Raw genomic sequence first — 14,171 nt, 5'->3', positions numbered from 1 at the left:
ATGCGCTATTCCTTCGCTCTCCCCCTCCTCTCGCTCGTCGGCACGGTTCCGGCCACGGCACAGACGATCACGCCGCTGATCGACGCCCGCCTGCGCCACGAACATGTCGCGCAGGACGGCCTGCCCGACCGGTCCGATGCGGTGACCGCGCGCATCCGCGCCGGCGTGCAGGTGAGCGAAGGACCATGGTCGGCGCTCGCGGAGGCACAGGGCAACCTCGCCATCGTCGGCGACTATTACGACGGCCTGCACGGTTCCGCGGCGCTGCGCCCGTCGATCAACGATCCGCAGAGCATCGCCCTGTACCGCGCACAGCTGCAATATCGCACCGCGCCGCTGACGCTCACCGCGGGGCGCCAGCGTATCCAGCTCGACGACGAACGCTTCGTCGGCGCGGCGGCGATCCGCAACAACGGCCAGACCTTCGACGCGGTTCGCGCCGAGGTCGTGCCGGTGACGGGGATCAAGGCCGACGTCACCTATGCGTGGAGCCTGCGGACGATCTGGGGCATCGACGGGGCCGGCGCGCGGCCGCAGGCGGTGGGCGGCGACAACGTCTTCGCGACGCTGGGCTGGGCCTCGCCGATCGGCACGCTGACCGGCTTCGCCTATCTGGTCGACCAGGACGAGGCGCCGGTGCAGGGCTTTCGCCTGTCGAGCCAGAGCTATGGCGTGCGGCTGGCGGGATCGCGCAAGCTCGGCAGGCCGACGCTGAGCTGGCAGGCGAGCCACGCCCGCCAGTCGGATTACCACCGCAACCCCAACGACTATAAGGCCGATTACTGGCTGGTGGACGTCGGCATCGATTTTGCAGGAGTGGGGGCCGGACCCGGGGCCGGGCCGAAGCTGGGTGCGGGCTACGAGGTGCTCGGCGCAGACCGCGGCACGGCGCTGACCAGCTTCCAGACGCCGCTGTCGGCGATCTTCAAGTTCCAGGGCTGGGCCGACAAGTTCACCACCACCCCGGCCGACGGCATCCGCGACCTCTATGCCAGCGCCGGCTGGGGCTGGAAGCAGGTCGGCAGCTTGCGCAACGTGTCGCTGCAGGCGGTCTATCACCGCTTCGAGAGCGACCGGCTGGTCCGCCATTACGGCAACGAGATCGACCTGCTCGCGCAGGCCAAGCTGGGCCGCACCACCGCCAGCGTCCGCTACGCCGATTATGACGCGGACCGCTTCGCCACCAACACCCGCAAATTCTGGCTCCAAATGGACTGGACGATATGACAGACACGCGTGAACATCTGGTCGTAGTGGGCAGCGGCATGGCCGGTTGCCGCGCCGTCGAGGAACTGATCGCCCGCGATCCCCACCGCTATCGCGTGACGATCTTCGGCGCCGAACCGCATGTGAACTACAACCGGATCATGCTGTCGCCGGTGCTGGCGGGCGAGAAGACGTTCGACGAGATCGTCATCAACGATGCCGCCTGGTATGCCGCGAACGCGATCGAACTGATCGCGAGCGATCCGGTGCAGGGAATCGACCGCGCGGCGAAAACGGTGACGGCGCGATCGGGGCGCAGCGTCGCCTACGACCGGCTGCTGATCGCGACCGGGTCCGATCCGTTCATCATCCCGGTGCCGGGCAAGGACCTGCCCGGCGTCATCAGCTTCCGCGACATGGCGGACGTCGACCACATGCTCGCGGCGGCCGGGCGCGGGGGCGATGCGGTGGTGATCGGCGGCGGGCTGCTCGGGCTGGAGGCGGCGCACGGCCTGAGCTTGCGTGGCATGAAGGTCACCGTCATCCACCTGATGCCGACACTGATGGAGCGGCAGCTGGACGAGGCGGCGGGCTGGCTGCTCAAGTCGGCGCTGGAGGCGCGGGGGCAGACGATCCTGACCGAGGCGCATACCGCCGCGATCCTCGGCGACACGCATGTCGAGGGCGTCGCGCTGAAGGACGGCACGGTCATTCCCGCCAGCCTCGTCGTGATGGCGGTCGGCATCCGCCCGTCGGTGGCGCTGGCGCGCGACGCTGGGCTCGCGGTCGGTCGCGGTATCCAGGTCGACGACCATATGGTCACCTCCGATCCGTCGATCCTCGCGGTCGGCGAATGCGTCGAGCATGACGGCAACGTCTATGGGCTGGTCGCGCCGCTCTGGGACATGTGCCGCGCACTCGCCGACGGGCTGACCGAACGCCACACCGGCTATCGCGGCTCGGTCACCTCGACCAAGCTGAAGGTCGCCGGGCTCGACGTCTTCTCGGCGGGCGATTTCTCGGGCGGCGACGGGGCGGAGGACATCGTGCTGCGCGACGCCAGCCGCGGCGTCTACAAGCGCGTCGTGGTCAAGGGCGACCGCGTCGTCGGTGCGGTGCTGTACGGCGATACCGCGGACGGCGGCTGGTATTTCGACCTGCTCAAGCGCGAGGAGGACGTCTCCGCGATCCGCGACATGCTGATCTTCGGTCAGGCCTTCGCCTCGGGAGGGGGGCAGGCGGACCCTAGGGCGGCCGTTGCGGCGCTCTCCGCCGATGCGGAGATCTGCGGCTGCAACGGCGTCACCAAGGGCAAGGTCGTCGCCTGCATCGGCGCCGGCAACACGACGCTGGATGCGGTGCGCGCGACCTGCAAGGCGTCCGCCTCGTGCGGGTCCTGCACCGGACTGGTCGAGACGCTGCTCGCGGTGACGCTGGGCGACGATTATTCCGGCGAGCGCACCGTGCGGACGATGTGCAAATGCACCAGCTTCGGCCACGACGACGTCCGCCGCGAGATCGTCGCGCAGGGCATGCGGTCGATCCCGGAGGTGATGCAGCAGCTGACGTGGAGCACACCCGACGGCTGTTCGTCGTGCCGGCCGGCGCTCAATTACTATCTGCTCTGCGCACTGCCCGGCGAATATAAGGACGACCAGCAGAGCCGCTTCGTCAACGAGCGCCTTCATGCCAACATCCAGAAGGACGGCACCTATTCGGTCGTGCCGCGGATGTGGGGCGGCCTGACGTCGCCGAAGGAATTGCGCGCGATCGCCGACGTCGTCGAGAAGTTCGACGCGCCGATGGTGAAGGTGACGGGCGGCCAGCGGCTCGACATCTTCGGGATCAAGAAGGAGGATCTGCCCGCGGTCTGGGCCGATCTCAACGCCGCCGGGATGGTCAGCGGCCATGCCTATGGCAAGTCGCTACGCACGGTGAAGACCTGCGTCGGATCCGAATGGTGCCGCTTCGGCACGCAGGATTCGACCGGGCTCGGCGTCAAGGTCGAACGGATGACCTGGGGCAGCTGGATGCCGCACAAGTTCAAGATCGCGGTCAGCGGCTGCCCGCGCAACTGCGCCGAGGCGACGATCAAGGACTTCGGCGTGGTCTGCGTCGACAGCGGCTACGAACTGCACGTCGGCGGCAATGGCGGGATCAAGGTCCGCGCCACCGACTTCCTGTGCAAGGTCGCCACCGAGGAGGAGGCGATGCACTATTGCGCCGCCTTCATCCAATTGTACCGCGAGGAGGCGCGCTATCTGGAGCGCACCGCGCCGTGGATCGAGCGGATCGGCGTCGACTATATCCGCGAACGCATCGCCGACGACGCGGAGGGCCGCGACGCGCTGGCCGCGCGCTTCCGCTATTCGCAGACCTTCATGCAGGACGACCCCTGGGCCGCCCGCGCCGCCGGCGATGCGCGCGAACAGCATGCGCCGATGGCGGTCTTCACACCTCTGGACAGCGCGCCAGTCGAATCATGGAGGGAAATGGCATGACCGGCGAATGGCTCGACATCGGCTGGGTCGACGAGATCCCCGTCCGCGGCAGCCGCACGGTGCAGGTCACCGGCGGCGACGACATCGCGGTGTTCCGCACCGGCGACGGCAAGGTCTTCGCCCTGCTCGACCGCTGTCCGCACAAGCACGGGCGGCTGTCGCAGGGGATCGTGCACGGCGGGGCGGTCGCCTGTCCGCTGCACAACTGGCGGATATCGCTGACGACGGGCGAGGCGCTGGGCGAGGACAAGGGCTGCACGCCGGTCGTGCCGGTAAAGGTATCGGCGGGGCGGGTGCTGATCTGCCGCACCAGCGTGCTGAAAGCGGCGGCGTGACGCTCGGGGCGAACGGAGTCCGCACCACCTGCGCCTATTGCGGCGTCGGCTGCGGTGTCCTCGCCACCCCGACCGGCGATCGCACCGCCACCATCGCCGGCGACCCGGACCATCCCGCCAACCATGGCCGGCTCTGTTCCAAGGGCACGCACCTCGGCGAGACGATCGGCCTCGACGGCCGCCTGCTCACCCCCATGATCGGCCAGCGCCGCGCGTCGTGGGACAAGGCGCTCGACCTCGTCGCCCGCAAGTTTCGGGACACGATCGCCAGGCATGGCCCCAACAGCGTCGCCTTCTACGTGTCCGGCCAGCTGCTCACCGAGGATTATTACGTCGCCAACAAGCTGATGAAGGGCTTCATCGGCTCCGCCAACATCGACACCAATTCGCGGCTGTGCATGTCGAGCGCGGTCGCGGGCCACACCCGTGCCTTCGGCGAGGATATCGTCCCGGCCAGCTACGACGACCTCGACGCCGCCGACCTGATCGTGCTGGTCGGCAGCAACACCGCCTGGTGCCACCCGATCGTCTATCAGCGCATCCAGGCCGCGCGCGCCGCCCGCGGTACGAAGCTGGTGGTCATCGATCCGCGCCGGACTGAGACGGCGGACGAGGCCGACCTGCACCTCGCCATCCGTCCCGGCAGCGACGTCGCGCTGATGCACGGGCTGCTCGCCTGGTGCCGCGCGGCGGGCGTCGTCGACGACGCCTATCTGGCGCGCTACGTCGCGGTGCCGGACCGCTTCTGGGATTCGTTCGGAGAGGGCAGCGACCTGTGGTCGACGGCGCGCGCATGCGATGTGCCGCCGGACGACCTCAGGCGCTTCTTCGACCTGTTCGCCGCCACCCCGCGCACGGTGACGCTGTTCAGCCAGGGCGTGAACCAGTCGCTGGCCGGCACCGATCAGGTCAATGCGATCGTCAACCTGCACCTCGCGACGGCGCGCATCGGCAAGCCCGGCGCGGCGCCCTTCTCGATCACCGGCCAGCCCAATGCGATGGGCGGGCGCGAGGTCGGGGGCCTCGCCTCGACGCTGGCGGCGCATATGGACTTCGCGCCCGACAACGTCGCCCGCGTCGCCCGCTTCTGGGCTGCGCCGGACGTGGCCGCCAAACCGGGGCTGAAGGCGGTCGACCTGTTCCGCGAGCTCGGCCACGGCCGGATCAAGGCACTGTGGGTGATGGCGACCAATCCCGCCGTGTCGATGCCCGACGCCGGCCGGGTGCGCGAGGCGCTCGCCGCCTGCCCGTTCGTCGTGGTCAGCGACGTGATCGCGCAGACCGATACCAGCGTCCACGCCCACGTCCGCCTGCCCGCCGCCGCCTGGGGCGAGAAGGACGGCACCGTCACCAATTCCGACCGCACGATCAGCCGCCAGCGCGCCTTCCTGCCGCTGCCCGGCGAGGCGAAACCCGACTGGTGGATCGTCACGCAGGTCGCGCGGCGGATGGGGTGGAAGACCGCCTTCGCCTATGATCGCCCCGCGGAGATCTGGCGCGAGCATTGCCGCCTGTCGGCCTATGAGAATCACGGCGAACGCCTGTTCGCCCTCCCCGGCCATGCCGCGCTGGGCAATGCCGCCTATGACGCGATGGCGCCGTTCCGCTGGGGCGGCACGCCGTTCGCCGACGGGCGCTTCCCGACGCCCGACGGGCGCGCGCGGCTGGTGCTGGTCGCGCAGAAACCGCTCGCCCCACCGCTCGCCGACTGGCCGATGACGCTCAACACCGGGCGCTATCGCGACCAGTGGCACAGCATGACCCGCACCGGCCTGTCCCCGAAGCTCGCGCGCCATCGCGAGGAGCCGCTGGTCGAGGTCCACCCCGACGATGCCGCCGCGCTGGCGCTGACCGACGGCGGCCTCGCCCGGGTCGCCACGCCGCAGGGCGACAGCCTGTTCCGGGTGCGCGTCGCGACCACCCAGCGCGTCGGCGAGCTGTTCGCCCCGATCCACTGGACCGATCGCAATGCCACCGGCGGGCGCACCGGCTTGCTGCCGCGCCCGCTCGCCGACCCGATTTCGGGCCAGCCCGGTTTCAAGGCGACGCCGGCACGTATCGCCCCGGTCGCGAGCGCGTGGCGCGGGTTCGTGATCGTCGCCGGGGAGCTTGCCGCCCGCCCCGACTGCCTGTGGGCGACGCGCGTCGCGGTGCCGTGCGGCACCGCCTGGGACCTTGCCGGCGACGGCGACCCCGCCGCCCTCGACGCGCTGCTGCCCGCCGGCCAGCGGCTGGAGGCGATCGACGCCGCGCGCGGCACCCGCCGCATCGCGATCCTGCGCGACGGTCGCCTCGCCGCCGCACTGTTCGTCACCCGCGACGGGACGCTGCCGCCGCGCGATTGGCTGGTCGCGCAACTCGCCGAGCCACAGGCCGCCCCGACGTTGCTTGCCGGCCGCGCGCCGGGCGTGCAGGTCGACCGCGGGCCGATCGTCTGCGCCTGTTTCGACGTCGGGCTCAAGACCATCCTGACCTGCATCGCCGACCAGCGCCCGACCGATGTCGCCGCGATCGGCATCGCGCTGAAGGCCGGGACCAATTGCGGGTCCTGCCGCCCCGCCCTCGCCAAGCTGCTCCAGGAAGGCTCCAGCCATGCCGCATGACATCATCGCCCCCGGCACCGTCTGGCTGGTCGGCGCCGGCCCCGGCGACCCGGAGCTGCTGACCCGCAAGGCCGAACGGCTGATCGCCGCCGCCGACGTCGTTTTCCACGACGCTCTGGTCGGCCCCGGCGTGCTCGACCTGATCCCCGCCGGGATCGCGCGGATCAGCGTCGGCAAGCGCTCCGGCCGCCATTCGAAGGACCAGGGGACGATCGACGACATGATCGTCGCCGCGGCGCTCGCGGGGCGGCGCGTCGTCCGGCTGAAGGGCGGCGACCCGTCCGTCTTCGGCCGGTCGACCGAGGAGATCGCGGCCTGCACGGCGCACGGCATCCCCGTTCGCATCTGCCCCGGCATCACCGCCGCCAGCGCCGCCGCGGCCTCCGCCACGCTGTCGCTGACGCTGCGCGGTCAGGCCCGCTCGCTGACCCTCGTCACCGCGCATGCGCGCGCCGGCGAGCCGCTCGACCTCGACTGGCCGATGCTGGCGCGCACCGGCGCGACGCTCGGCGTCTATATGGGTCGCGCCGCCGCGGCGGAGGTCGCACGCAACCTGATCCACGCCGGCCTGTCGCCCGACACGCCGGTGCTGGTCGCGGTCAACGTCTCGCTGCCCGACGAGCGCCTGATCCACGGGCGGCTCGATGCGCTGTCGTTCCTGGTGCGGACGATCGGCGATCGAGACCCCGCCCTGCTGCTGATCGGCGCGGCGATGGCGCCGTGCCGAGCCGTGGGTCGGACGGACTCCCGCGCGCCGCGGCACCGGCGCCTCGCCGACGCGTTGGTTGGGCAAGAAGGAGATACCATCATGGCCGACCCGAAGACCGACGACCGCATCCTCTACGTCCCCGCCAGCCCCAATGTCGGCGCCGCCGATCCGGACGGCCATCCCGACGATGCGAAGGCGGCGGCGAAGGATCAGGCGCGGGCCGACGATCTGGCGGCGAAGGTGGCGATCGGCGACGAACTGTCGGCGTATGAAACCGTCGCGGGACGCGGCGTCCGTCAGGACTGACCGCGCCCCGCGCGTCGATCAGAAGGCGTAGCGCGCGCCGAAGATGAACTGCCGGCCGCTGTGCGTGAGGACGTTCAGGCGGTTGGTGGCATCGACATACTGGTCGTTGAACTGGTCGGTGAGGTTGATCATCTCGAGGCTCAGCTTCAGCGCATCGGTGATGTTGTAGCTGACCTGCGCATCGACGTTGGTGGTCGAATTGGTGCCATTGTAGCTGTTGCCCTCGGTGCCCGGCACCGCGGTCAGATACTTGTCGCGATAGGCGATCGAGCCGCGGATCGAGAAGCGCTTGGTCTCGTAATAGACCGTCGCGTTGGCGGCGTGGCGCGAGAGGCCGACGAGCGGCTGCGTCACGGTCGCGGTGCTGGTCGCCGACAGCAGATATTTGATGTCCGACTTCACGAACGTGTAGTTCGCCAGCACGCCGAAGTCGCGCAGGAAGCCCGGCAGGAAGGTGAGCGGCTGCTGCACGTTCACCTCGAACCCGCGCAGCTTGCCGCCGCTCGAATTGACCGGCTGCGTCACCGTGAAGATGTCGTTCGGCGACGCCGCGCTGCCGGTCAGCAGCGATGCGGGCAGGCCGAGGTCGGCGAACGGCACGTTGACGCTGAGCGACTGGACGAAGGTGCCGATGTCCTTCTGGAAGCCCGAGATCGCATAGACCGCGCCCTTGGTCGGATACCATTCGAGGCTGGCGTCGATATTGGTCGATTCGGTTGGCTTCAGATCCGGATTGCCCGAGCTGAAGCCGCGGTTGCTGCCCGAGATGTTGAGGTTGCCGCCCGGCGTCAGCGAGGCGATGCCGGCACGCGCCAGCGTCTTCGCCGCACCGGCGCGGATCAGCAGCGTATCGGTGATGTCGAAGACGAGGTTGGCGGACGGCAGCCAGCGATTGTAGCTGCGCTCGGCGGTGACGAGGTTCACCGACGTCCCCTGCCCCGCATAGCCGGTCGAGAGCTGGTTGGTGTGGACGTAGCGCAGGCCGGCATCGCCGCGCAGCGGCACCCCCGCATCGGCGAGGTTGAATTCGGTCATGCCCCAGGCGCCGGTGTCGCGCTCGCGCACCGTGATGTACGATCCGCGCGCGGTCGCATTGTCGAGCCGCCCGACCGCGTAGAGCGGGTTGGTGTAGATGCCGTACAGCTCGGCGAACTTGTTGATGTCCGGCACCAGCCATGACGTCGGCGTGCCGCTGGGCAGGTCGATCCCCCGACCGAAGTCGGTGTGCAGCGTCGTCGCGGCGGCGATCTGGGCCGGGGTCAGCGTCTGCACCACCGTCTCGCCCGCGTTGCGGCGGCCCTCGGTCGAGGCATATTGGAATTCGCGCCAGTCGAGGCCCGCCTTCAGCTTGATGACCGGGCTCGCGGTCCATTCCAGATAGCCCTTGGCGGTCTTGAAGCTGTTGTCGACCGTCTGCGGCCGGACGCGCACCTCGCTGTTGCCGTTGGTGAAGGTGTAGCTCGCCGCGCTGGTGACGTCGAACCCGGGGCGGATCGTGGGGAAGCGGGTGGAGAAGTCGTAATAGAAGTTGTTCGAATTGACCGCGTCGATCGTCACCGTGGTCTGCGTCGGGTTGGTGAATTCGGACTTGGCATAGCCGACGGTGCCGACGAACTTCACCGCATCGCCGAACTTCTGTTCGAGGTTGGCGGTGCCCTGATAGAAATCGGTACGCAGGATGTCGTAGCGGCTCTGCGAGCGGACATCGACATTGTCGAACGTGCCGCTGATGATGTTGCGATTTTCGTCCACCACGCCCGAACGGATGATCGTCTGCGGCTTGCCGGTGCCCGAACGGCTGAAGCTGATCGCCTGGATCTGCGATTCCGCGCGGGTGCCGTCGAGACGCGAATAAAGGCCGTCGAGCGAGATCAGCGTCGCGTCGGTCGGCTGGAACTGCACCGACCCCGCCGCGCCGAGCCGCTTCTGGTCGATCTCATAGGTGACGAGGCCGGGGATGCGCGGGTGGAACAGCGCCTGCCCGGCATAATCGGTCTGCGCCGCCGTCGATCCGTAGTTGATCTGGCCGAGCGTATAGCCCGCCAGCGTCGAGGCGGCGTTGAAGCCGCCGTTGAAGCCGCCATAGGTCCAGCGCGTGATGTTGGCGCCTTCCTCGCGCAGCTTGCGCTCTTCATAGGCGACCGACAGCAGCACGCCGAACCGGCCGTCGGGGGTCGAGGTGGTGACGAGGCCCGAGAAGCGCGGCGTCGCCTTGCGCCGCAGGTCGTTGTAGCTCGCCTGCGCGGAGATCACCGCGGTCGGCTTCTTGTAGTCGAACGGGCGCGAGGTCTGGAGGTCGACGGTCGCGCCGAGCGAGCCTTCCTCGACGTCTGCCGTCGCGGTCTTGCGGACGGCGAGGCTGTTGAACAGGTCGGAGGAGAAGATGTTGAAGTCGAAACCGCGGCCGCGGTTGACGCCGCCCGAATTGTCGGTGCCGCCGGTGGTGCCGATCGCTTCCATGCCGTTGATGCGGACGCGGGTGTAGTCGGGGCCGAGGCCGCGGACCGAGATGTTGCGGCCCTCGCCGTTCACCCGGCTGATCGCGACGCCGGGAATGCGCTGCAGCGATTCAGCGAGGTTGAGATCGGGGAATTCGGCGATATCCTCCGCCTTGATGACGTCGACGGTCGCGGTCTGGTTGCGCTTTATGTTGATCGCGCTGCTCAGGCTCTCGCGGAAGCCGGTGACGACGATGTCCTGCGCGCCGTCGTCGAGCTGCGGCGCATCGGCGACCTGGGCCACGGGCGCGACCGCGGGCGAGGCCGGCGGTGCGTCGGTATCCTGCTGGTTGCCCGGCGCGCGGGCGGCCTTTTCCGCATTCGTCTCGGGCGCCTTCTGCGCGAAGGCGGGCGCCACGGTGAGGCCGATCGCCGCCGTGGTCAGCCCCAGCGCGATCTTCAGTCCACGGATGCCGGACATGCCCATCATCGATCCCCTCACTAAAATGTCCGACCTTGCCGTATCCGGGGTCGGTTCTGTCATGCTGGGGTAGCGCCGCGGGGATGCGCAAAGCCAACCTGAAAACGGCATGGATCGTTGCGGGTCGTGCATGGGTGGCGTGGTCGTCACCCCGGACCGGTTTTGGGATCCCTCATCCGCAAGGGCGCCGCAGGAGGCGCCTGCCGTTCCCATGCTGCACCGTAGACCCCGGAACCCGCCCGGGGCGGCGGGGATCGTGGGCGAACGGGCACGTATCCAGCCACGTCGTAACTCGATCATCCCGCTTTTCGACTTGGACCCTGCCCCCCGCCGTCGCTAGCGTCGGTCCGACCCGCGACAAGACGGGAGCATGCACCGCACAGGAGAGTGCCCGATGAACGCCGCCGCCATCAAGGCCGACGCCAGCCCCGCGACCGGGCAACGCCCGACGCGGGTGCGCTACCGGATCATCGCGCTGATCTTCCTCATCACCTCGATCAACTATGCCGACCGCGCGACCTTCTCGATCGCTGGCACGCAGGCATCGGGCGAACTCGGCCTGTCGCCGGTGCAGACCGGCTTCATCCTCTCCGCCTTCGCCTGGGCCTATGTGCTCGCGCAGATCCCCGGCGGCGCGCTGCTCGACCGGTTCGGCACCAAGCGCATCTACGCCGGCGCGATCGCGCTCTGGTCGCTGATGACCGCGATGCAGGGCTTCGTCGGCTGGTTTCCGATCATCTCCGCGGTCGCGACGCTGTTCGTGCTGCGCTTCCTCGTCGGCCTCGCCGAGGCGCCGTCCTTCCCCGGCAACGCACGGCTGGTCGCGGCATGGTTTCCGGGGCCGGAGCGCGGCACCGCCTCGGCGATCTTCAACAGCGCGCAATATTTCTCGCTGGTCGCCTTCGCACCACTGATGGGCTGGCTGGCGCACAGCTTCGGCTGGCGATCGGTGTTCTGGGCGATGGGGCTGCTCGGCATCCTCGCCGCGCTCGCGTTCGTGCGCTACATCCACAGCCCGGTCCGGCACCCCTCGATCAACCAGACGGAACTCGACCATATCGAGGCCGGCGGCGGGCTGATCCGGATGGAAGAGGCGAAGGCGACGACGCGCAGCTTCACCTGGCCCAACGTGCGGCGGCTGCTCGCCAACCGGATGATGCTGGGCATCTACCTCGGCCAATATTGCATCAATGTGCTCACCTATTTCTTCGTGACCTGGTTCCCGATCTATCTGGTCAAGGAACGCGGCCTCAACATCATGGAGGCGGGGTTCGCCGCCGCCGCGCCGGCAATGTGCGGCTTCGTCGGCGGCCTCGTCGGCGGGTTCGCATCGGATGCGATCCTGAAGCGGACCGGCAACATCGACCTCGCCCGCAAGGGGCCTTTGGTCGCGGGCATGCTGCTCGCCACCGCGATCATCGCCTGCGTCTGGGTGGAGGCGGAATGGCTGGTCATCGTGCTGATGGCGGTCGCCTTCTTCGGCAAGGGCGTCGCCTCGCTCGGCTGGGCGGTGATGGCGGACGTCGCGCCGAAGCAGCTCGCCGGCCTGTCGGGCGGCGTGTTCAACATGTTCGGCAATATCGCCGGGATCGTCACGCCGATCGTCGTCGGCTTCATCGTCGGCGCGACCGGGTCGTTCGACTGGGCGCTGGTGTTCGTCGGCGCGCATTGCCTGCTGACGATCTTTGCCTTCCTCGTCATCGTCGGGCCGATCCGCCGGCTGGAGCTGCTGGCATGACGATCGATCGCCGCGCGCTGCTGACCGCCGGGGCGGCGCTGACGCTGCTGCCCGCCGCGGCCCGGGGGAAGGCGCCGCCGCTGCGGATCGCCACGCCGATGGCCGCGCCGCGCTGGGCGCTGCTGCAACGCCAACTGCTCGCCGCCAATGCCGCGGCGTGCGAGGCGTTCTTCGCGAAATATGTCGGGCCGGGCGACGCCTTGCAGGTGTTCGAACGCTGGGGCGCGAACGACGGGCCGGACGATGCGGCGGAGGCGACCAATGACTGGGTGACGCTGCATGCGCTCGGCGCGCCCGACCGGCTGCTGACGCTGGCGCAGCGCTTCTGGGAGGGGCACCTGCGGCAATATACCGCGGCGCGCACGGTAGAGGTGCCGATTGCGCGGGCCGGCATGTATTATCGCGAATTCCCCGTGCAGATGGACTGGCAGCACAACAGCGAGGGGCTGACCAGCTTCAACGTCATGGGGCTGAGCGCGCCGCGCGACGCGACGCTGATCGCGCGCACCCGCCGCTACGCCGATTTCTACACCGGGCGGGACCGCTCGGTTACCAACTACGATCCACAAGCGCGTGTGATCCGCAGCGTACTGAACGGCAGCCGCGGGCCAATGCTGCGACAGGCGACGCCGCTCGACTGGACCGGCGATCCGTTCGACACCAGCGCGTTCCACATGGAGCATGGCGAGCAGAATTACGCGCAGACCCTCAGCCATTACGACGAATATGGCGCCGTGGTCGGCGACAATCCGCTGAACCTGCAGGCGACGACGCTGGGCCTCAACGCCTTTGCGCTCGGCGCGGGCGAGCGGTTCCGCGGCTGGGCGCTCGACTATCTGGATGCGTGGATGGAGCGGGCGCGGGCCAATGGCGATATCGTGCCGAGCCATGTCGGCCTCGACGGCAAGGTCGGCAGGAACTGGTGGAGCGGCGTCTATGGCTGGGGCTTCTCGCCCAAGGTGCCGCAGACCGGCAAGCGCGAGAACCGCAACCGCGTGCCGCGATCGATCACCGCTTTCTACAACGGGCTGCTGCTGACCGGCGACCGGGAGTATATCCACCTCTGGCGGCGGCAATCGGCGCGGATCAACGCCGCGTCGAAGCGGGTCGACGGCGCGATGGCGGCACCGACCATGTATGGCGCGGACGGCTGGTACGGGTGGAAGCCCGGCCCGTACCGCACGGGCGGGTTCGAGATCTGGTATGCGACGCAGGATCCCGCCGATCTGGCGGCAGCGGGCGACCATCCGTGGATCGCCTTCCTCCACGGCCGCAACGAGGGCTATGCCGAGCAGGCGCTGACCGCCGACCTCGCCAGAGTCGCGGCGCGGGTGACGAAGCGGCAGGCGGATCGCACGACGCGGCTCGAGCGGCTGGCCGACTGGACGATCGACATCAATCCGGCGAGCGCGACCGCACTCATCCAGACGATGACCGGCGGCATGCACATCGCCCGGCCGCCATGGTCGCCGACCAGCCCGCCACAGGGAGGCGTGCCACTGCATTGCCGGCTGCGCTATTTCGACGCGGAACGACGGCGCGCGGGGGTGCCAGAGGATGTTGCGGCGCTGGTCCACGCGCTCGGCGACCGGTCGACCGAGGTGACGCTGGTCAACACCGGCCGTGTCGCGCGAACGGTGACGGTGCAGGGCGGGAGCTATGCCGAGCATCGCATCGATGCGGTGACGGTCGACGACGTCACGCGGGATTTGGACGGGCGGGAATTTACCGTGCGGCTGGAGCCGGGCTGCGGCGCGCGGCTGACGCTGGCGATGACGCGCTACGCCAACCTGCCGACGCTGGCCTTTCCGTGGGACCGGTGAGGGTACGGATATACGATAGATCAATGACGAG

At 69.1% G+C, this 14,171-nt stretch carries 7 protein-coding genes and 1 pseudogene; 7 read left to right on the top strand and 1 reads right to left on the bottom strand.

Annotated elements, in window-relative coordinates; genetic code table 11:
* From AC1RTO_RS04445 to cobA, 5 genes and pseudogenes are all read left to right on the top strand, one after another.
* A complete protein-coding gene (locus AC1RTO_RS04445) occupies positions 1 to 1,227 on the top strand; it encodes an alginate export family protein (protein WP_493159687.1) in 1,227 nt (408 codons plus the stop codon).
* Positions 1,224 to 3,707 (top strand): nitrite reductase large subunit NirB, encoded by a 2,484-nt coding sequence (gene nirB, locus AC1RTO_RS04440; RefSeq protein WP_493159686.1) that lies wholly within the window; start codon positions 1,224 to 1,226, stop codon positions 3,705 to 3,707. Before AC1RTO_RS04445 ends, nirB begins: the two co-directional genes overlap by 4 nt.
* Positions 3,704 to 4,042 carry a nitrite reductase small subunit NirD gene (gene nirD / locus AC1RTO_RS04435; protein ID WP_055846773.1) on the top strand — a complete coding sequence of 113 codons (339 nt, stop codon included), beginning with the start codon at positions 3,704 to 3,706 and terminating at the stop codon, positions 4,040 to 4,042. The genes nirB and nirD overlap by 4 nt, the downstream gene beginning before the upstream one ends.
* Complete coding sequence (locus tag AC1RTO_RS04430) at positions 4,039 to 6,645, top strand: molybdopterin-dependent oxidoreductase (protein ID WP_493159685.1); 2,607 nt, start codon at positions 4,039 to 4,041, stop codon at positions 6,643 to 6,645. Before nirD ends, AC1RTO_RS04430 begins: the two co-directional genes overlap by 4 nt.
* Positions 6,635 to 7,363: pseudogene (gene cobA / locus AC1RTO_RS04425) on the top strand (uroporphyrinogen-III C-methyltransferase); the annotation flags it as partial. The gene AC1RTO_RS04430 and the pseudogene cobA, both read left to right, overlap by 11 nt.
* A gap of 315 nt (positions 7,364 to 7,678) precedes the next feature.
* On the opposite strand, the gene AC1RTO_RS04420 reads toward cobA, so the two are convergent.
* Positions 7,679 to 10,579, bottom strand: a complete 2,901-nt coding sequence (locus tag AC1RTO_RS04420; RefSeq protein ID WP_493159684.1) for a TonB-dependent receptor — start codon at positions 10,577 to 10,579, stop codon at positions 7,679 to 7,681.
* 394 nt (positions 10,580 to 10,973) lie between these two features.
* Here AC1RTO_RS04420 and AC1RTO_RS04415 point away from each other — a divergent pair, with 394 nt between their 5' ends.
* Together AC1RTO_RS04415 and AC1RTO_RS04410 are read left to right on the top strand one after the other, a co-directional pair.
* A complete protein-coding gene (locus AC1RTO_RS04415; RefSeq protein ID WP_493159683.1) occupies positions 10,974 to 12,317 on the top strand; it encodes an MFS transporter in 1,344 nt (447 codons plus the stop codon).
* Positions 12,314 to 14,140 carry a DUF8034 domain-containing protein gene (locus AC1RTO_RS04410; RefSeq protein WP_493159682.1) on the top strand — a complete coding sequence of 609 codons (1,827 nt, stop codon included), beginning with the start codon at positions 12,314 to 12,316 and terminating at the stop codon, positions 14,138 to 14,140. Before AC1RTO_RS04415 ends, AC1RTO_RS04410 begins: the two co-directional genes overlap by 4 nt.
* Positions 14,141 to 14,171 lie beyond the last annotated feature (31 nt).

Source organism: Sphingomonas sp. GW821-FHT10F09 (genome assembly GCF_058809195.1).
The sequence above is the reverse complement of the archived record's forward strand: the minus strand, read 5'-3'. Positions and strand labels throughout refer to the sequence as shown.

What these genes read in the sequence shown, in the direction of transcription:
- AC1RTO_RS04415 (WP_493159683.1), top strand. Translation starts at nt 10,974, where the DNA reads ATGAACGCCGCCGCCATCAAGGCCGACGCCAGCCCCGCGACCGGGCAA.
- AC1RTO_RS04420 (WP_493159684.1), bottom strand. Translation starts at nt 10,579, where the DNA reads ATGTCCGGCATCCGTGGACTGAAGATCGCGCTGGGGCTGACCACGGCG.
- nirB (WP_493159686.1), top strand. Translation starts at nt 1,224, where the DNA reads ATGACAGACACGCGTGAACATCTGGTCGTAGTGGGCAGCGGCATGGCC.
- AC1RTO_RS04445 (WP_493159687.1), top strand. Translation starts at nt 1, where the DNA reads ATGCGCTATTCCTTCGCTCTCCCCCTCCTCTCGCTCGTCGGCACGGTT.
- AC1RTO_RS04410 (WP_493159682.1), top strand. Translation starts at nt 12,314, where the DNA reads ATGACGATCGATCGCCGCGCGCTGCTGACCGCCGGGGCGGCGCTGACG.
- nirD (WP_055846773.1), top strand. Translation starts at nt 3,704, where the DNA reads ATGACCGGCGAATGGCTCGACATCGGCTGGGTCGACGAGATCCCCGTC.